Annotated in this window: 19 protein-coding genes and 1 pseudogene (2 of these 20 only partly in view); 11 read left to right on the forward strand and 9 right to left on the reverse strand. The window is 70.8% G+C overall.

From position 1 onward, the window contains the following. A partial coding sequence (locus D474_RS0100580; RefSeq protein ID WP_017611658.1) for an FAD-binding oxidoreductase occupies positions 1-855 on the forward strand: 855 nt, incomplete at its 5' end. Positions 856-999: 144 nt separating this feature from the next. Continuing rightward, positions 1,000-1,545 (forward strand): type 1 glutamine amidotransferase domain-containing protein, encoded by a 546-nt coding sequence (locus D474_RS0100585; RefSeq protein WP_017611659.1) that lies wholly within the window; start codon positions 1,000-1,002, stop codon positions 1,543-1,545. A gap of 99 nt (positions 1,546-1,644) precedes the next feature. Here D474_RS0100585 and D474_RS0100590 read toward each other — a convergent pair whose 3' ends face one another. The 3 genes from D474_RS0100590 to D474_RS0100600 form a co-directional block, all read right to left on the reverse strand. Continuing rightward, positions 1,645-1,914: a metal-sensitive transcriptional regulator gene (locus D474_RS0100590; protein WP_017611660.1), complete on the reverse strand. Its 270-nt coding sequence runs from the start codon at positions 1,912-1,914 to the stop codon at positions 1,645-1,647. Between the two features lie 118 nt (positions 1,915-2,032). Beyond that, positions 2,033-2,146, reverse strand: a complete 114-nt coding sequence (locus tag D474_RS30720; RefSeq protein WP_017611661.1) for a methionine/alanine import family NSS transporter small subunit — start codon at positions 2,144-2,146, stop codon at positions 2,033-2,035. Next, the gene (locus D474_RS0100600; protein ID WP_017611662.1) at positions 2,143-3,696 is read right to left on the reverse strand and encodes a sodium-dependent transporter; all 1,554 of its coding nucleotides are present in this window, start codon (positions 3,694-3,696) and stop codon (positions 2,143-2,145) included. The genes D474_RS30720 and D474_RS0100600 overlap by 4 nt, the downstream gene beginning before the upstream one ends. Positions 3,697-4,398: 702 nt before the next feature. Between D474_RS0100600 and gdhA the strand changes: the two genes are divergently transcribed. Then, entirely contained in the window at positions 4,399-5,766 is a 1,368-nt protein-coding gene (gene gdhA, locus D474_RS0100605) for an NADP-specific glutamate dehydrogenase (protein WP_017611663.1), read from the forward strand. Between the two features lie 67 nt (positions 5,767-5,833). Here gdhA and D474_RS0100610 read toward each other — a convergent pair whose 3' ends face one another. Beyond that, positions 5,834-6,277 (reverse strand): pyridoxamine 5'-phosphate oxidase family protein, encoded by a 444-nt coding sequence (locus D474_RS0100610; RefSeq protein ID WP_026118049.1) that lies wholly within the window; start codon positions 6,275-6,277, stop codon positions 5,834-5,836. 90 nt (positions 6,278-6,367) lie between these two features. On the opposite strand from D474_RS0100610, the gene D474_RS0100615 reads away from it, so the two are divergent. Further along, positions 6,368-7,108: a class I SAM-dependent methyltransferase gene (locus D474_RS0100615; RefSeq protein WP_017611665.1), complete on the forward strand. Its 741-nt coding sequence runs from the start codon at positions 6,368-6,370 to the stop codon at positions 7,106-7,108. Positions 7,109-7,621: 513 nt separating this feature from the next. Then, positions 7,622-8,185: a poly-gamma-glutamate hydrolase family protein gene (locus D474_RS30725; protein WP_040702855.1), complete on the forward strand. Its 564-nt coding sequence runs from the start codon at positions 7,622-7,624 to the stop codon at positions 8,183-8,185. A gap of 114 nt (positions 8,186-8,299) precedes the next feature. On the opposite strand, the gene D474_RS0100630 is transcribed toward D474_RS30725, so the two are convergent. Further along, positions 8,300-8,932, reverse strand: coding sequence for a dihydrofolate reductase family protein (locus tag D474_RS0100630; protein WP_017611669.1), 633 nt, complete (start codon positions 8,930-8,932; stop codon positions 8,300-8,302). Between the two features lie 1,544 nt (positions 8,933-10,476). Between D474_RS0100630 and D474_RS27215 the strand changes: the two genes are divergently transcribed. Further along, positions 10,477-11,166, forward strand: a complete 690-nt coding sequence (locus tag D474_RS27215; protein ID WP_051050898.1) for a hypothetical protein — start codon at positions 10,477-10,479, stop codon at positions 11,164-11,166. A 161-nt stretch (positions 11,167-11,327) separates the two neighbouring features. Then, a complete protein-coding gene (locus tag D474_RS0100640; RefSeq protein WP_017611670.1) occupies positions 11,328-11,855 on the forward strand; it encodes a sugar O-acetyltransferase in 528 nt (175 codons plus the stop codon). Here D474_RS0100640 and D474_RS0100645 read toward each other — a convergent pair. The 3 genes from D474_RS0100645 to D474_RS0100655 all read right to left on the reverse strand — a co-directional run bounded on the left by D474_RS0100645 (position 11,842) and on the right by D474_RS0100655 (position 15,256). Beyond that, positions 11,842-12,498, reverse strand: coding sequence for a GNAT family N-acetyltransferase (locus D474_RS0100645; protein ID WP_017611671.1), 657 nt, complete (start codon positions 12,496-12,498; stop codon positions 11,842-11,844). The two genes, D474_RS0100640 and D474_RS0100645, sit on opposite strands and share 14 nt — an antisense overlap. Positions 12,499-12,601: 103 nt before the next feature. Then, positions 12,602-14,455, reverse strand: coding sequence for an ABC transporter ATP-binding protein (locus D474_RS0100650; RefSeq protein ID WP_017611672.1), 1,854 nt, complete (start codon positions 14,453-14,455; stop codon positions 12,602-12,604). 111 nt (positions 14,456-14,566) lie between these two features. Further along, positions 14,567-15,256 carry a GAP family protein gene (locus D474_RS0100655; RefSeq protein ID WP_017611673.1) on the reverse strand — a complete coding sequence of 230 codons (690 nt, stop codon included), beginning with the start codon at positions 15,254-15,256 and terminating at the stop codon, positions 14,567-14,569. 88 nt (positions 15,257-15,344) lie between these two features. On the opposite strand from D474_RS0100655, the gene D474_RS0100660 reads away from it, so the two are divergent. After that, positions 15,345-15,980 carry a TetR/AcrR family transcriptional regulator gene (locus D474_RS0100660; RefSeq protein WP_017611674.1) on the forward strand — a complete coding sequence of 212 codons (636 nt, stop codon included), beginning with the start codon at positions 15,345-15,347 and terminating at the stop codon, positions 15,978-15,980. A gap of 112 nt (positions 15,981-16,092) precedes the next feature. After that, on the forward strand, positions 16,093-16,659 hold the full coding sequence (locus tag D474_RS0100665; protein ID WP_017611675.1) for a GNAT family N-acetyltransferase: 567 nt from the start codon (positions 16,093-16,095) through the stop codon (positions 16,657-16,659). Positions 16,660-16,666: 7 nt separating this feature from the next. Here D474_RS0100665 and D474_RS0100670 read toward each other — a convergent pair whose 3' ends face one another. After that, positions 16,667-17,074 carry a MarR family winged helix-turn-helix transcriptional regulator gene (locus tag D474_RS0100670; RefSeq protein WP_017611676.1) on the reverse strand — a complete coding sequence of 136 codons (408 nt, stop codon included), beginning with the start codon at positions 17,072-17,074 and terminating at the stop codon, positions 16,667-16,669. Between D474_RS0100670 and D474_RS33075 the strand changes: the two genes are divergently transcribed. Continuing rightward, positions 17,073-17,591 carry the 5' portion of an alpha/beta fold hydrolase gene (locus D474_RS33075; RefSeq protein WP_239646968.1) on the forward strand. Its footprint extends 51 nt past the window's final position, so only the first 519 of its 570 coding nucleotides appear in the window; it begins with the start codon at positions 17,073-17,075; its stop codon lies beyond the right edge, outside the window. The two genes, D474_RS0100670 and D474_RS33075, sit on opposite strands and share 2 nt — an antisense overlap. Further along, a pseudogene (locus D474_RS27220) lies at positions 17,538-17,591 on the forward strand (alpha/beta fold hydrolase); its annotated part runs 754 nt beyond the window's last position; the annotation flags it as partial. The gene D474_RS33075 and the pseudogene D474_RS27220, both read left to right, overlap by 105 nt.

Consider the following 17,591-nt stretch of genomic DNA (forward strand, 5'->3'; position numbering starts at 1 on the left):
CAGGTCGTGCGGCTGGGGCGCAGGACCGCCAAGGGGGTGACCGGCTACGACCTGGCCGGGCTCATGGTCGGCTCCGAGGGCACGCTCGGTCTGGTCACCGAGGTCACGCTGCGCCTGGTGCCGTTGCGCACCGGTGTGGAGCACACCGTGGTGGGCTCCTTCGACTCCCTGGTCGAGGCCGGGAGCGCGGTGGCGGCGGTCTCGGCGGCCGGGATCGTGCCCTCGGCCCTGGAGCTGATCGACCGGTTCTGCCTGCAGGCGGTCGACGAGTGGAAGAACATGGGCCTGTCGGCCGAGGGTGAGGTGCTGCTGTTGGCGCGCAGCGACCTTCCCGGGGCCGCGGGTGAGCAGGAGGCCGGGCAGATCCAGGCCTGCTTCGAGGGCCAGGGCGCGGTCCACGCGGTGCGCTCCACCGATCAGGAGGAGGCCGAGGCGCTGTTCGAGGCCCGCCGTCTGGCATATCCGGCGCTGGAGCGGTTGGGGCCGCTGCTGACCGAGGACGTGTGCGTGCCCAAGGGCAGCGTTCCGCAGATGCTGGGGCGCATCGAGGAGGCCGCGCGCCGCTTCGACACCCACATCGGCAACATCGCCCACGCCGGCGACGGCAACCTGCACCCGCTGTTCATCGTCCCGGCCGATGACGCCGGGGCCAAGGAGCGGGCGCAGGAGGCCTTCGAGGTGATCGTGGACCACGCCCTGGAGCTGGGCGGCACGGTCACCGGCGAGCACGGGGTGGGCCTGCTCAAGATGCCCGGGGCGGCGCGGGAGCTGGGCCCGCAGGTGCTGCAGATGCACCGGGCGCTGAAGCAGGCCCTGGACCCGGCGGGGGTGTTCAACCCGGGCAAGGTCTTCTGAGCGGGCCGGCAACGCGGTACGGGGCGCTGGCGCGGGGCGGGCCTCGTCCTTCGGTGTTGCACCTCACCTGGGTGAACGGGTGTGAGGCCCGGGGCCCGGGCGGGTAGGGGCGCCGGGGAGAGCACCTCGAGGAAGGAGGCCGTCATGGCCGGGGAACTGAACGGACGCAAGGTCGCGGTCCTGGCAGCGGACGGCGTCGAGAGGATCGAGCTCGTCCAGCCCAGGAAGGCGCTTCAGGACGCCGGGGCGGACGTGGAGCTGGTCTCCACACACGGCGGGCAGATCCAGTCCATGAACGGCGACATCGAACCCGCCGACCGCTTCGACGTGGACCGTGAGGTCTCCGAGGTCGAGTCCGGCGACTACGACGCGTTGGTGGTGCCCGGCGGCACGATCAACCCCGACCAGTTGCGGGTGGATGCCGATGCGGTGCGGTTCGTGCGCGCTTTCGTGGACGGGAACAGGCCGGTGGCGGCGATCTGCCACGGGCCCTGGATCCTGGTGGAGGCCGACGTGGTGCGCGGACGCACCGTGACCTCCTATCCCAGTATCCGTACCGATATCGCCAACGCCGGCGGCACGGTCGTGGAGGAGAAGGTGGTCACCGACCAGGGCATCACCACCAGCCGCAACCCCGATGACCTGCCCGCGTTCTGCGAGCGCATCGTCGCCGAGTTCGCCAAGGGGTAGAGGAGCGCTGCCCGGGTGCGACTCCTGCCGGGCGGTGGCAGCGGCCCGGCCGGGGCAGGGCTCCGGCCGGGCCCTGGTGTGTGCGGGGGCAGGAGGGGTTCAGGCCAGGGCGAGGAAGAGCTTTTCCAGTTCCTGCTCGGTCATGGGTGGTTCTTCGCCGTTGGCGCGGGCGGTGGTGCAGTGTCGCATACCGCTGGACACGATCTTGAAGCCGGCGCGGTCCAGGGCCCGGGAGACCGCGGCGAGCTGGGTGAGGACCTCGGCGCACTCCTCGCCCTGTTCGATCATGTGGATCACCGCCGAGAGCTGGCCGTGGGCCCGGCGCAGGCGGGTCAGGCTGTCACCGACCATCTCGGGTTTCATCTGCATTGGCTTCTCCTCTCCTGGCTGCCCAACATACCGCCCCCGGTATGGGGCCGGTGTGTGCACGACGAAGCCGCCCGCGGCCTGGCGGCGCACGGGCGGCTTGCTGTGAGGGTGCTGCAGGTCAGCTGTCGTCGGGCTCTTCGGGGTTGCGGATCAGGTGGGTGGCGGCTGCCACCAGTCCGCCCCAGAGCACGACCATGGAGACGATCATCATGACGATCGCGCTGGTGCTCATCGGCGCTCCTCCTCGTCCTGCTCGTTGTCGGCCGACTCGTCCTGGGCGTCGGAGGCGGCGATGCGGTCGGCCCGCTTCCAGGGCAGCAGGGACATCACGACACCGAAGACGATGGCGCCGATGGCCACGCCCCACCCGGCCACCAACAGGAAGCTGTCGGGGTAGTCCTCGTAGTTCTGGGTGAGTTCGGTGCGCAGGCTGTCGAACATCATCAAGCCCAGCAGCACCGGGGTGATGATGCCCAGGGCCACCCGCCACCAGGTGCCCAGCCGCACGAGGGAGACCTCGTTGGCGTGGCGCTGGAAGAAGGGCAGGCGGCGCAGCACCCAGGCGAAGACGATGATCATGACCAGGCCGGCCAGTGCGATGCCGTACTGGTTGATGAAGTGGTCGAAGGCGTCGAGGATGTACAGGCCCTCGTGGGTGGGAAAGAGCAGGATCGAGGCCAGGGCGGTGGCCCCGCCCACGAGCGCGACCGTCTGCACCCGGCCCAGGCCGGTGCGGTCCTGCACGGCCGAGACGATCACCTGCACGATGCTGATCAGCGAGCTCACACCGGCGATGGCCAGCGAGACGAAGAAGAGCACGCCGAAGAGCGCTGCGCCCACGGGCAGGCTGGAGATGATCTGGGGGAAGGCCACGAAGGCCAGCCCGATGCCGGACTCGACGACGGTGTCCACGCTGGTGCCGGCGGTGGTGGCCATGAAGCCCAGGGCGGCGAAGACGCCGATGCCGGCCAGCAGCTCGAAGGAGCTGTTGGCAAAGCCCGCGGTGACCGCGGTGCCGGTCAGGTCGGCCTTGCGCTTGAGGTAGGAGGCGTAGGTGACCATGATGCCGAAGCCGATGGACAGGGAGAAGAAGATCTGTCCGTAGGCGGCGATCCAGACCCCGCCGTCGAGCATCGCGCCCCAGTCGGGGGTGAACAGGGCGTTGAGGCCGGTTGCGGCGCCTTCGAGGGTCAGGGCCTGCACGACCAGGATCAGGAAGAGCACGACCAGCAGCGGGATGAAGATCTTGTTGGCCTTCTCGATGCCGTTGCGCACGCCCAGGGCCAGCACGACCAGGACGATCAGCCACACGCCGATCAGGGGCCAGGCCACGCCGGAGACGTAACCGGAGACCATGCCGGGGCTGTCGGCGACCTCGAGGAAGTCGTTGTTGAAGAAGCCGTCGGGGTCATCGCCCCACTGCTGTCCCACCGAGAACCAGGTGTAGCGCACCGCCCAGGCCACGATGACGGCGTAGTAGACGGCCACGACGAAGCACACGCCCACCTGCCACCAACCCACGGCCTCGGCCGGGCGCGCTACGCGGCGGTAGGACAGCGGCGCCGAGGAGCGGTAGCGGTGACCGATGGTGTATTCGAGGATCAGCAGGGGGATGCCCGCGCTCAGCAGGGCGATGAGGTAGGGCAGCAGGAAGGCGCCGCCCCCGTTGTCATAGGCGATGTAGGGGAATCGCCAGATGTTTCCCAGCCCGATGGCCGAGCCGATGGCGGCCATCAGGAAGCCCGCGCGCGTTCCCCACTGCTCGCGGCTCTGTTGGACCATGTTCAGGTCTCCTAAATCGTCCCGTAGTTCGCGATCCGCACGCTAGCAGGAGTTGGCCTGTTGAGCACGGTCGAGGGTGCGGGGTGAGCACGGCGTCGTGTGGGCGCGGGTCTTTGATGATGGTACGTCCAAAATCTTGTGCCCTTGCAAAAAGGGGCAAGTTTCGCTTGGGGTGTATGTGTAGCGCGCCTGTTGTCCGGGCGCGGCCGGGCCCGCGCCGGCGCTGCACGTCCTCGGTCGAACCCGGCAGGGCATGCACGGGTGTCGGCCCGGCCGTCGGTGCGCACACGAGGTCGCTGCCTCGAACAGTAGGCCCGGTGGGAAGCGTTCTTCAGGCCGGTGCGCGTGTGTTTCGGGTGAGCGGGGCGACGGGCGCACGGACGGGGCCGGCACCATGGGTCTGCTCGAACCGGTGCCTTGAGGTGGTGGAGCCCGGTTCCCCGAGGCCACGCAAGCCCCTGTGGGCATCGCACGGGGCCGCAGGCACCTCGCCCACCCGTCCACCGGGGTCAAGGGTGGGGCGTGCCCGTGCCGCAGGAAGTTTCGCCCTGGTGTGGCCACGCGCTCGAGGGGTCCGCGGATTGGAGGTGTAGCGTCGGGGCAAACTTCCCGAAACGCACCCGACACACGTGTGTGTTTCGGGTCGGCCACAACGGCGTGGTGCACAGCGACAACAGCCACATGAAAGGACCTGGTAACTCCATGGCCAGTGAGTCCGACCTGCTCAATCACCACCCCGGTGTGCGCTCGGCCTACGAACACGTCGTACGGCGCAACCCCGATGAGCCCGAGTTCCAACAGGCGGTGCTGGAGGTGCTCGACAGCCTCTCGCCGGCCCTGGAGCGCCACCCCGAGTACGCCGACCAGCGGGTGCTGGAGCGCCTGTGCGAGCCCGAGCGCCAGATCATCTTCCGCGTGCCTTGGCGCGACGACGACGGCAACGTGCACATCAACCGCGGTTTCCGGGTGGAGTTCAACAGCGCCCTGGGCCCCTACAAGGGGGGTCTGCGTTTCCACCCGAGCGTGAACCTGGGCGTGATCAAGTTCCTCGGGTTCGAGCAGATCTTCAAGAACGCCCTGACGGGGATGAACATCGGTGGTGCCAAGGGCGGCAGCGACTTCGACCCCAAGGGGCGTTCCGAGCGCGAGATCGAGCGCTTCTGCCAGTCGTTCATGACCGAGCTGCACCGGCACCTGGGCGAGCACACCGACGTACCGGCCGGCGACATCGGCGTGGGCACACGCGAGATCGGCTACCTGTTCGGCCAGTACCGGCGCCTGGCCAACCGGTGGGAGGCCGGGGTGCTGACCGGTAAGGGACCGGAGTGGGGCGGCTCGCGGGTGCGCACCGAGGCCACCGGGTACGGAACGGTGCTGTTCACCCAGCGCATGCTCGAGCGCAACGGCAAGGACCTGGACGGGCGCCGCGTGACCGTCTCGGGTGCGGGCAACGTGGCCCTGTACTCGATCCAGCGGGCCCAGCAGCTGGGCGCCACGGTGGTGGCGTGCTCGGACTCCAGCGGTTACGTGGTCGACGACAAGGGTCTGGACCTGGAGCTGCTCAAGCAGGTCAAGGAGGCCGAGCGCAAGCGCATCGACGTCTACGCCGAGCGCCGCGGCGGCAGCGCGCACTTCGTCGAGGGCGGCAGCGTGTGGGACGTGCCCTGCGACGTGGCGCTGCCCTCGGCCACGCAGAACGAACTGGATGAGCAGGCGGCCCGCACCCTGGTCGACAACGGGGTCGTGGCCGTCGCCGAGGGCGCCAACATGCCCACCACGCCCGAGGCGGTGTCGGTGCTGCGCGAGGCCGGCGTGCTGTTCGGGCCGGGCAAGGCCGCCAACGCCGGCGGTGTGGCCACCAGTGTGCTGGAGATGCGCCAGAACGCGCGGCGCACCTCGTGGTCGTTCGACCACGCCGAGGCGGAGCTGGCCGAGACCATGGCCGGCATCCACGACCGGTGCGAGGAGGCGGCCGAGCGTTTCGGTGCCCCGGGCGACTACGTCCTGGGTGCGAACGTGGCCGGTTTCGAGCGGGTCGGTGACGCGATGCTGGCCCAGGGCCTGATCTGACCGGTCGCGTGGGGGGCGGGGTGCTCGGGAGCCGGGGCGCTCCGCCCTTGGTGTGTGCGGGCCGTCCTCAGGGCCGGGTCTTGGAAAGGTCGCGGACCACGGTGCGGTGGGGTGTGAACCTGACCAGTCGGGCGTCGGCAGCGAGGCCGGTGAAGTCGGTTGGCCAGGCGGCCTCGTCCTCGCCCAGATAGGGGCGCAGCTTGCGGCGGGCCAGGTCCTGGTCGTAGGGCACGACCTGGGCGCGCCCGTGCATGAGGACCTGGAGGAACTCCAGGGACTGCAGGTCGCAGGTGTCCACGACCACGCTCACGCGCGGATCGGCTTCCAGGTGCTTGCTCACCACCGAGTAGGAACCGGTGATCCACCACAGGGCGCCGTCCTCCCACAGGAACCAGACCGGCCGCACCGTGGGCGCGCCGTCGGAGGCGGCGGTGGCCACGCGGGCCACCAGGGGGCGCGCGAGGAAGGCCTCGACGTCGAAGGGCTGCTCGGCAGAGCCGGGAAGTGCCATGTCCTCGACCCTGGCCCAGACCCCCGGGCCGGGCAAGGGGCGGGCGAAAACCGGGTGACAGGGGGGCGGGCGCCGCACGAGGATGGTGCGATGGTCGATGCGCACTACAGCAACCCGGACCTGGCCGCGCTCTACGACGTCTTCAACGCCTGGAACTGCTCACCCCAGGACCCCTTCTACCTCGAGTTGGTCATGGCCGCCGGCGACGCCCTGGACGTGGGGTGCGGAACCGGGAAACTGCACCGTATCGCGCGCGAGCACGGACACCGCGGACGCCTGGTGGGCCTGGACCCGGCCGGTGCCATGCTCAATGTGGGCCGTGCCGAGCGCGCCGACATCGAGTGGACCCTGGGCGACCTGGCGGGCGGCCCCTTCGAGGGCGAGTTCGACCTGGTCACGATGTCCGGGCAAGCCTTCCAGGTCTTTCTCACCGACGAGCAGACCCGGGCCAACCTGGCCGGGGCGCGGCGCGCACTGCGTTCCGGAGGCCTGCTGGCGTTCGAGACCCGCAATCCGGCCGCACGCGCCTGGCAGCGCTGGACGTCCGAGCACGAGTACCGGGTGCGGGCCCCCGACGGGCGCCGGGCGTGGTCGGTGCACACCCTGGAGAGCGTCGAGGGGGACCTGGTCACCTTCTCCACCGCCTACGGCATCCAGGGGTGGGCCGATCCGGGCCACAGCCGCAGCACGCTGCGCTTTCCCGAGGCTCGGACGGTGAACGCGCTGCTGGCCGGGGCCGGGTTCGAGGTGCAGGCCCAGTACGGAGACTGGGACCGCAGCCCGCTCACCGACACCTGCCCGGAGATCATCACCCTGGCGCGGGCGGTGTGAGCTCGGTGCGCCGTGGCCACACCCGGTCGCCCCGGCCCGGGTGTTGCACCACGGGGGCATACTGGGCGCACACGGGCCCCGGCGCCGAACGAGGGGAGCGCAGGTGTTCTTCTTCTACAACTCGCGGATGGGCTGCGCGGGCTCACTGTTGACCTCGATCGCGCTGACCGCGCTGCTGTTGCTGGCGCTGCGCGCGTGCGGATGGGTGTAAGGCCTGCCGCGAGCGGGGCCCGGCCAGGGTGGCCGGATGGTCTTCGAGGGCAGCCCCGCCGAGCTCGTCGAGCAGGGCCGGACCCTGACCGCGCGCCACCTGCGCACCTTCCTGGGGCGGTGGACGGGCCGGGCGGCGGGTTGCGTGGAGAGGGACCCGGATGCGCGGCCCGACCGGCGTAGCATGCCCTGCGTCGACACCCCGGATGAAGGGACACACATGGGTTCCAGGACCGCTACCGTGGCCGCCGCGGCCCTTCTGGCCATCCCCTTGGCCCCGGCGGCACCGGCTGGCGNGCCGAGCTGGCCGCCAACGAGGTCGAGGGCACCGACTACCGGCGCACCACACGCGCCGGCGGAACCGACGTCGCCCACATCGCCATCCACGGGGGCGGCATCGAACACCCCACCACCGAGCTGGCCGACCACGCTGCCCGGTCCGGGGAGCACGCCTTCGCCTCGTTCGACGGGATCAAGCCGAGCGGGAACAGCGTCCTGCACATCACCGCCACCAATTTCGACGAGCCCCTGACCCTCGGCATCGTCGAGGACTCCGACTACACCATCTCCTGGCACGGGGCCGCGGGCGATGAGGCCCTGACCTACGTGGGCGGGCTGGACACCGACCTGCGTGATGCCGTGCGCGAGGAACTGCGCGCGGCCGATTTCACCGCCCCCGAGGAGGTGCCCGACGGCCTCAAGGGCGAGAGCCCCGAGAACATCACCAACCGCAACGCGCGTGATGAGGGGGTCCAGTTGGAGATCACCCGCGCCCAGCGCGACGCCTTCATCGGCGACAACGGTGCCCCGACCAGTACCTTCTACGACTTCACCGCCGCCGTGGAGGAGGCCGTGGCCCAGCGCTGAGCTGTGCAGGCCGCTCCTGGAACGGGGCCTCGGGTGCGACAAATACGCATCCGAGGCCCCCGCTCTCTACGTCGGGGACGCTCGGGACCCGGTGCGCCGGGGGAGAGGGGTGGTTCAGGCCCCGCGGTCGGGCACGTCCATGTCTCCGGTCTCCGGCTCGCCCTCGACGAGCCCGTAGCGCAGGTGCACCGCACCCTTGGGCCCTGCGGCCGGAGCTTGCAGGAGCCTGAGGTTGGCGGGCACCGCGCCGCCGTCGAAGACCTTCTTTCCGGTGCCGAGCACGATCGGATACACCCACAGGTCCAGGCGGTCGAAGAGCTTCCCGCGCAGCAGGGTCTGCACCAGGTTCAGGCTCCCAACGACCTTGACCCGGTTGTGGCGCTCACGGACCTGGCGCACCGCACCGGCCAGGTCCGGGCCCAGCTGCGTGGAGTGGGCCCAGTTCAGGTCAGGCTCGCCGCGGGAGGCCACGTACTTGGGGATGCTGTTGAAGAGCGCGGCGATCTCGTTGTCCTGCTCACCCTGGTAGTGGGGCCAGTAGGCGGCGAAGATGTCGTAGGTGCGCCGCCCGAGCAGGAGGGCGTCGGTGCCCTCGTAGGCGGCCTCGACCTGGGCCCCGGCGACCTCGTCCAGCAGAGGTGCCTGCCAGCCCCCGAAGGCAAAATCCACCGGGTCCTCGTCGGGGCCGCCGGGTGATTGCCCGACCAGGTCGAGGGTGGCGAAGAGTTCGATGTCGATCAGGCCCATGGGGTTGCTCCCTGTGGATCGGTGTGTGCTGTTGCAGGGTGGACCCGTGAGCACCGGCAGACTCATCGCCGCGAGCAGAACGGTGTGCGTTCCCGGCTCCGACTCCGAATACATTCACGACAAGGAAGAATGAATCGGACTATAGGTGATTTCTCTGCTGAATGTGGACGACTCGACCAGCACGCAGAGAAAATCCGGCCCCTGAGCCAACAAGGGCCTGGCCACCTTCATGCGCATGCCAGGAAAGCGGCATGGGGGATTCTACTCCCGATACTGCGATTGCGAGGGGGCCGGGAGCGGTGTTTCGGTCGACTCGTCCCAGCTGCCCGGTGCAGGCGATTGCGCTCACGCTCCGAAGGTCTGAACATCGAGGGGTCGCCCACCCTGGCGGGGGATCGGTCGCAGCCACCACAGTCCAGCTGAGTCGCCGCACACGGGGGGCGAACGCACCCCAGCCGCCCCGCTCACGCAGCGATGGGTCGCCAACCAACGGGACACCGGAAGGCATTCAACCGAAAAGGAACCATCCACACCAAGGGTGATTGTTTCAGCAAAATGTGGACGACCTGCCCTGACCTGCGGAGTTTCTCCGTGAAAACGGCTCCGAACTGCTGTTCGGGCCGCTAATGTGGACCGCGACAAGAAAAAGCCCCGGCCGGTGCGACAACACCGGTCCGGGGTTTGGCCGAGTCCTGTGGCCACAGGTTCCTCGGCGTGCCACCTCCCTGAGGAACACCAGGAAGGCGACTCGTGGAGTCTACACTTTCCCTCCCCCGTCCGGTATCCGAAACCGGGATTTCGGCCGGAACTTTCACCGCGCGCCAACGCCCCCGGGGCGTGATGGCCGGGATCGGGTTCGCGCCCGCCCTGTGGGTCTGCGACCAGCTCACCGCGGGCCTGTTCCCTTCGATGAATGCCTTCCTCGTGGCCCGGGCCATCGCCAAGGCCGGCGATGCCGACGGGCGCTGGTGCTACCTGCTGCAGGAAACGATGATGGAGCGCTCCTCAGGCTTCGTCTCGCGCAGCAGCATCAAACGCGGCCAGAGTCAGCTTCTGCAGGCGGGTATCGTGCGCAAGCTCGGCCCGCAGGCCACCCGTGAATTCTTCGCCGAGGACCTCGCCTCGGGTCGGCGCAGGGCCGACAACCTGCCCGCGGTACTGGAGCTGTGCATCCCCGCCCGCGAGTACAGCCCCCTCGCCCTGGCCCAGATCAATCAGGTGCGCAGCGACCTGGGGGAGCAGCCCCTGGACGAGACCACACGCCCACCGCTGACCCCCGCCAGCACAGCGCAGCGTCCCGGCCCGTCGGCCGGGCCGTTGGTGCCCCGCCCCCGAGAGGTCGAGCCGACCCCGACCCCGCGAAACGGGACACAGCAGTCAGATGTGCCCGAGCAGGTAACGGCAGCTCACTGTGAGCACCACGAGGGGTCACAGCGACCTACAGACCTCTCTCCTATGAACTTCTCCACAACGGGGGCGGGCCGCTCGAGCTCATCGCACGCATCCCCAACGCCCTGCTCACCAACCCCCACACCGACCGCCAGGTGCTGCGCGGGGCCGTACACGATCTGGCCGCAGCCGGGTTGCCCACCGAGCAGATCAGCGCCCTGTTGGGCGGGGCCGACCGGCTGCGCCGGCCCTTCCCCGGGCTCATGAGCCGCCTGTCTTCGCTCAAGCGCGCTCAACAGTTCCTGGCAGGGCGCCTGGGCCAAGGTGTGCACGAGCCCCTGTGGCCGGCCCCGCCCAGCTGGCCCGCCGCGCAGTGGGCCCCCGGCACCGTCACGGACGAGCCCGAGTTCGACCTGGATTCCCGGGGCAGGTCCCCGCGCACCTGTCCCGACCACCCGGGGGTGCGCAACGAACCCGGTGGATCCTGCCGGGTGTGCTCGCGCCCCTGCCGCAGCGCCCCGGGCCAGGACCCGCCCGAGAGCCCGGTCCCGGCGCCCGCCAACCCGCCCCGCACGCGCGGGGACCAAGCATCCGCGCCCGAACCGGTCCCTGACCCCGAACCCGCCCACCCCGACCCGGGCCTGGCCCAACAGATCCAGCGATCCCTGCAGGAGGCGGGAAAGGCGACCACGCAACCGCCGCCGGAGCTCGTGCCACCGGCCCACCCGCCCCAGCGCCGGGACCTGCTGCAATCACTGCGCCACCGGCTGAGCCAGGCCGGCCCCGAACCCCGCACGCTCCGCAGCTCGAACCGCACCAGGGGCCGGGCCGAGGCGGTGCCCTGAGCCGCGGCACATCGCACCGGGCCGCCAAGGGCCAAGGGCTCCACGCCCCGCGCGCGCCCATCGGGGCGCGCGCCATAACGGGCGAGGGCCGCGAAGCCCCGCGAGCAGAGCCCTGCGAACGCTAACGTCGGTGACCCCAGCACCGACGAAGGGATGTGCCCATGCACGGCCAGAAGGCACGCATGCTCGCCGGGGAGCCCTACAAGGCCGACGACCCCGAACTCCAGGCCGACCTGGAAAGGGCCGAGAAGCTCGCGTGCGCCTTCAACGACACCCCCGTGGACACTGAGGCGCGCCTGCAGGCCCTGCGCGAGCTCGTGGGCTCGGTGGGCGAGGGTGCCTACGTGCGCCCGCCGCTGGCGGNGGGTGCGCACACCTTCGTCAACTGCGGCGCCGTCATGCTGGACGTGGCCCCCATCACCGTGGGCGAGTACGTGCAGGTGGGTCCGGGCGTGCAGCTGCTCACCCCCACCCACCCGCTGGACCCGGCCGAGCGCAAGGAAGGCTGGGAGAGCGCCGAGCCCATCACCATCGGCGACAACGTGTGGCTGGGCGGGGGCGTCATCGTCTGCCCCGGGGTGAGCATCGGCCACAACACCGTCGTGGGCGCCGGCTCGGTGGTGACCAAGGACCTACCGGCGAACGTGGTGGCCGCGGGCAACCCCGCCCGCCTGGTCAAGGAGCTGTGAGCGCCCCCTCGGGCAGCAGCGCCGGGGTCACCTCGCACACCACCGACCACCCCAGGGCGCCATAGAGGGCGCACCCGTCCTGGGTGGCCACCAGTACCCCGGTGTGGGCGCCCTGGTCTGCGCAGATACGCCCCAGGGCGCCCATCAGGGCCCGCCCCAGACCGCGCCGACGGTGCTCGGGATCGGTCACGACCCGGTCGAAGACGGCGTGGCCCCGGTGCAGGGCCGCCCACGCCTCGGCGGCCGCCCGCCCGTCGGGGGCCAGCGCCAGTGCCCGGTGGGTGGCCCCTTGCGACTGCACCTGGATGCGGTAGGGCTCGGGCGCAGGGTCGGTGTGACCGGGCAGGGCGGTACTCATCAACGCCTCGCACTCGCCCACCCGCCAGCTCGGCCCCAGTACGGCCGCGGTCTCGTCCCTGGCCAGGAACGCCTTGACCACGGTTCCGGGCCCGTTCCAGGCCGGTGCGTGCGAGGCCAGGTCCCGGCCGCCGGAGACCACGTAGCGCACACGGTGCTGGGGCAGCCCCACCTCCAGCCGGTGGGCCCTGCCCAGGGCCGTGGGGGGCGCGACGCCGCGGGACAGGGCCCATCCGTGGGCCCACACCCCGGCCAGGTGCGTCAACTGTTCACTCGAGGCCTGCATACCTCCAGGGTGGCAGCCCCCGCGCGTGCCCCGGTCCCCCGGTGTGGCGCCACCGGGGGACCGGGACGGGGCGGATGCGCCCGCATGCACCCGCCCCGGCCTGTCAGAGGACCGATCCGACCTGGCTCGTCTGATCCTCCGAGAACTGGGTGCGGTACAGCTGCGCGTAGCGGCCCTGCAGGGCCAGCAGTTCGGCGTGGGTCCCGCGTTCGACGATGCGCCCGCCCTCCAGCACGCAGATGGTGTCGGCGGCCCGCACCGTGGACAGCCGGTGGGCGATGACCAGGGAGGTGCGTCCGGCCAAGGCCTCGTCCAGGGCGGCCTGCACGGCCCGCTCGGAGGTGGAGTCCAGCGCCGAGGTGGCCTCGTCCAGGATCACCACCTCGGGGTCGGCCAGCAGCAGGCGGGCGATGGTCAGGCGCTGGCGCTCGCCCCCGGAGAAGCGGTAGCCGCGTTCGCCCACGACCGTGTCCAACCCCTGGGGCAGCGAGGCGACCAGATCGTGCAGGCGGGCGCGTTGCAGGGCCTGCCAGATCTGCACGTCGGTGACCTCGGGTGCGGCCAGGGACAGGTTGGCGCGGATGCTCTCGTGGAAGAGGTGGCCGTCCTGGGTGACCATCCCGATGCGCGAGCGCAGCGCCCGGAAGGTCAGCTCGCGTACGTCGTGCCCGCCCAGGCGCACGGTTCCGGCGTCGGTGTCGTACAGGCGCGGGGCCAGGGAGGCGATGGTGGACTTGCCCGCCCCGGACGATCCCACCAGCGCCACCATCTGTCCGGGCTCGACGCGGAAGGAGACCTCGTGCAGTACCTGGGTGGGGCGCACGTGCTCCAGGGTGGCCACCTCCTCCAGGGAGGCCAGCGACACCTGCTCGGCGCCGGGGTAGGTGAAGTCGACGCCGTCGAACTCCAGCGAGAGCGAGCCCTCGGGCAAATCGCGGGCGTCCTTTCGCTCGTCGACCAGGGGCTCGAGGTCCAGCACCTCGAAGACGCGGCTGAAGCTGACCAGGGCGCTCATGATCTCCACACGGGCCCCGGCCAGTTCGGTCAGGGGGGCGTAGAGCCGGGTCAGCAGCATGCCCATGGACACCACCGTGCCGGCCTGCAGGTTGCCCGAGAGGGCGTAGAAGCCGCCCAGGCCGTAGACCAGGGCCAGGGCCAGGGCCGAGACCAGGGTCAGGGCGGTGAAGAAGACCTCCTGGACCATGGCGGTGCGTACCCCGATGTCTCCCACGCGTTGTGCGCGGCGGGCGAACTCGGCCGACTCCGTCTGCGGGCGCCCGAACAGTTTGACCAACGTGGCGCCGGGCGCGGAGAAGCGTTCGGTCATCTGTGTGCCCATGGCGGCGTTGTGCACGGTGCGTTCGCGTTCGATCTTGGCCAGGCGCGCGCCCATGCGCCGGGCCGGGAGTACGAACAGCGGCAGCAGCACCAGGGTGATCAGGGTGATCTGCCAGGACAGTGCGAACATGACGCCCAGCGCCAGCAGCAGGGTGACCAGGTTGCTGATGATGCCCGAGAGCACGTCGCTGAAGGCGCGTTGGGCGCCGATGACGTCGTTGTTGAGGCGGCTGACCAGGGCGCCGGTGCGGGTGCGGGTGAAGAAGGCCACCGGCATGCGCTGCACGTGGTCGTAGACGGTGGTGCGCAGGTCCACGATCAGGCCCTCGCCCACGCGGGAGGAGAGCCAGCGCACCAGCAGTCCCAGGGCCGCCTCGGCCAGGGCCACGGCGGCGATGAGGCCGGCGAAGGCCCCNACGATGACGTCGACGACCTGCCCGGCCAACAGGGGTGAGGCCACGGCCAGGGCGGCGGTGAGCACGCTCAGGGCCAGGAACCAGATCAAGGGTTTGGTGTGGGGCCGGGCGAAGGCGCCGATGCGTTTGAGGGTGGCCGCGGAGAAGGGGCGGCTGTCCTCCTGGGCGTGTGTGGCGTGGTACATGGTGTTCCACGCGGCCATTTCCATGCTCATGGGCTCGTCCCGCCGCTCGTTCGGTGTCGTCGCCACGACCGTAGAACCTCAAGTTTTGTTGAGGTCAACCCGCGGCGGTGATCCGGGCGGCAGAGCCCCTCAGGGCCCGACGGTCTCCAGCAGCTCCCACGGTCCGACGGCCTGCGCGCCGTTGACCAGCAACAGCACACCCACGATGCCCAGGATCCAGGCCATCGCCTCGCGCGAGGCGCCCTCGATCTTGGTGCGCCAGCGCTCCAGGCGCGGGCGCATGCGCGCACCCAGAGCACGGTGGCCCAGGTGGAGCAGGATCGGGGGCAGCACCATCATCAGGTTGTAAGCGGCCAGCATGGGCACCCATGCGGCGGGCGCGAGCTCGGCGGCGGTAATGATGCCGATCGCGCCCAGGTAGGGAAAGGCGGTCCCGGCCTCCAGGGCGCCGGTGGCCAGCCCGAGGGCGACCATCGAGGTGGTGCGCAGTGAGGCGGGTCTGCGCTGGGCCTTGGGGCCGGTCGGCATCACCCAGGAGTAGGCGAACAGGCCTGTGCCGACCACGACCATGACCCATCCGGCGGCGGTGGTGCCGGCCAGGGATCCGGCGCGCTCCAGTGCGGCGCCCAGGCCGAGCATGAGGGCGCACCCCAGGGTGAAGTAGAAGGTGGCCACGGTGGCCAGGTAGGCGCTCAGTGGTCGGCCCACCTTGCGTGCGCCGCTGAGCAGCACGAACAGGCTCACCCCCAGGGTCGTGGGGCTCAGGGTGTCCAGTAAGGCCAGTCCGGCCACCGGCAGCAGGGTCTCGAGCGGGGGCATGTCGTCCTCCAGGTTTTCGCACGGATGTGTCAAATAAAATAACCCGCTCGTGTTAAATAAAGCAACACGGTTGTGCTAAAACAGGGGAGTGCCCAAGATCGTCGACCACCAACAGCGCCGCCGCGACCTGGCCCAGGCCCTGTGGCGCGTCATCGCCAACCAGGGCACCACAGCCGTGTCCATCCGCTCGGTGGCCGCCGAGGCCGGGCTCTCGGCCGGAGCGCTGCGCCACTACTTCCAGACCCGCGAAGAACTCCTGCTCTTTGCCATGGAGCTGTCCGAACAGCGCGTCAGGCAGCGCCTACAGGAGCAGGCCCGGCGCGCCCACGCCCCCGACGCCGACCCCGACCTCATCGAACGCGTGGCCGGCTTCGCCGAACAGCTGCTGCCCCTGGACGCCACCCGCCGGGCCGAGTACCGCGCCTGGCAGGCCGCCGGCGAGCTCGGCGAACAGGACACACACCGCCGGCAACGCTGGGACCAGCAGCGCAGGCTCTACCGCCAACTGGTGGCCGCCCTGGCCCACGCGCCCCTTCAGGACCCCAGCCGCCCGCACCCCGACCTGCGGGTGGAGGAGTGGGCCGAACACCTGCACACCTACGTCGACGGCCTCGCCCTGCAGTTGGACGTGACCCCCCTGGTCACCGGGGACGAGGACGTGCAGCAGCGCCTGCGTACCTTTCTGCGCCGCATCGGGGACCACCTCTCCCGCGACGGCGACTGAGGTTCGCAAACCCCGCACCCGCCCGCCGGTGCCCGATCCGCCCCTCGGTGTCCGGTGCGCACCGCACGGGCCGGTACCCTGGCCACCGACTTCACGGGGGGAGGGGACCTCTTTGACCAGTACCGAGACCGAGGGCGCGGCCCCGCTGGAGCTGAGCTACCGCGCCGCCACCGACGCCGACGCCCAGGCCCTGGCCGAGCTGGTCAACTCCTGCTACCGGGGCCAGAGCTCGCGCCAGGGGTGGACCACCGAGGCCGACCTGCTCGGCGGACAGCGCATCGACGCCGCGGCCGTACGCACGCTGGTGGCCCGCCCCGACACCACCGTGCTGCTGGCCGAGTCCGACCGCACCCTGGTGGCCTGCTGCGAACTCCAGCGCGGGGTGGGCGGCACCTACTTCGGCATGTTCTCGGTGGCCCCCACCTTCCAGGGCCGGGGGCTGGGCAAACGCGTGCTGGCCGAGGCCGAATGCACCGCCGCCCGCCTGTGGCGCTCAGCCCTGATGCGGATGATGGTCATCGCCCAGCGCAGCGAGCTCATCGCCTGGTACGAACGCCGCGGCTACACCAGCACCGGGCGCACCGAACCCTTCCCCTACGGCGACCCGGCCTTCGGCGAACCCAAACGCGACGACCTGGCCTTCGTGGAGATGAGCAAGGACCTGACCGCCCACCTGTGAGCGGGGCTCAGCGGTTCTCCAGATTGGCCGACATGCGCTCGAGCACGTTCACCGCCGCCCGGTACTCCTGCTCGCTGATGCCCTCGCTCAGCCGGCGTCGCGACTGCTCCACCCGCGCGAAGAGCTCGCCGTGGGCGCGGGTGCCCGCCTCGGTCAGCGACAGCGACCCCTGCCCCTGCACCCAGCCGCGCTCGCGCAGCTGCTCGGCCACCGGCGCCACCGTGGCCTCCTCCTCGTCCAGGAACGGGGCCAGACGCTCGTCCAGCGCCGCCACCCTCGCCCCGCCCCCGTGCCGCGAGTGCAGCACCTGCCAGTGGCGCCGTCCCAGCGACTCGGCCGCCAGGATCCGGTCGAAGTCGTTCTCGATGAGCCGGTCCAGGTGTTTGAGCCAGTAACCGATCGGCAGCTGCGACATGGCTTCCTCCCCGGGGGCGGCATCGGCACCCGGCCCCGCGAACAGGGCCCGGCGGCTGTGGGGAAGGCCTACCCGCCCACACCGCACCTGCCACCCGCACCCTGCGCCGGCCGGCCCACACCCGGCACAGCAGGACCCCGCGCAAGCCCACGAACACCCCGCCGGGGCCGGTGCTCCAGCGCAGCCGGCCCGCGCAGATCTGCTGCAGGTCCTGGCGCCGGTGCGGACCCGGCCACAGCCGCGGCGGTGCGCGCCCCTAGGCTCGCCCGCACGGCCCCGCACCAGCAGGGCCCTCGCAACAGGAAGGGATCGGGCGTTGAGCACGGGCGACACGAGCCGCATCACACACAGCACCCTCGACGTGGGCGGGGTGGACCTGCACGTGGCCGAGCAGGGCAGCGGCCCCCTGGTGGTACTCCTGCACGGCTTTCCCGAGAGCTGGTACTCCTGGCGCCACCAGTTCGCCGCCCTGGCCGGGGCCGGCTACCGCGTCGTGGCCCCCGACCAGCGCGGCTAC

It is taken from the genome of Nocardiopsis salina YIM 90010, from assembly GCF_000341025.1.
Lineage (GTDB): Bacteria > Actinomycetota > Actinomycetes > Streptosporangiales > Streptosporangiaceae > Nocardiopsis > Nocardiopsis salina.

Coding starts and splice junctions, on each gene's coding strand:
- D474_RS0100585 (WP_017611659.1), top strand. CDS start 1,000: ATGGCCGGGGAACTGAACGGACGCAAGGTCGCGGTCCTGGCAGCGGAC.
- D474_RS0100590 (WP_017611660.1), bottom strand. CDS start 1,914: ATGCAGATGAAACCCGAGATGGTCGGTGACAGCCTGACCCGCCTGCGC.
- D474_RS30720 (WP_017611661.1), bottom strand. CDS start 2,146: ATGAGCACCAGCGCGATCGTCATGATGATCGTCTCCATGGTCGTGCTC.
- D474_RS0100600 (WP_017611662.1), bottom strand. CDS start 3,696: ATGGTCCAACAGAGCCGCGAGCAGTGGGGAACGCGCGCGGGCTTCCTG.
- gdhA (WP_017611663.1), top strand. CDS start 4,399: ATGGCCAGTGAGTCCGACCTGCTCAATCACCACCCCGGTGTGCGCTCG.
- D474_RS0100610 (WP_026118049.1), bottom strand. CDS start 6,277: ATGGCACTTCCCGGCTCTGCCGAGCAGCCCTTCGACGTCGAGGCCTTC.
- D474_RS0100615 (WP_017611665.1), top strand. CDS start 6,368: ATGGTCGATGCGCACTACAGCAACCCGGACCTGGCCGCGCTCTACGAC.
- D474_RS0100630 (WP_017611669.1), bottom strand. CDS start 8,932: ATGGGCCTGATCGACATCGAACTCTTCGCCACCCTCGACCTGGTCGGG.
- D474_RS0100645 (WP_017611671.1), bottom strand. CDS start 12,498: ATGCAGGCCTCGAGTGAACAGTTGACGCACCTGGCCGGGGTGTGGGCC.
- D474_RS0100655 (WP_017611673.1), bottom strand. CDS start 15,256: ATGCCCCCGCTCGAGACCCTGCTGCCGGTGGCCGGACTGGCCTTACTG.
- D474_RS0100670 (WP_017611676.1), bottom strand. CDS start 17,074: ATGTCGCAGCTGCCGATCGGTTACTGGCTCAAACACCTGGACCGGCTC.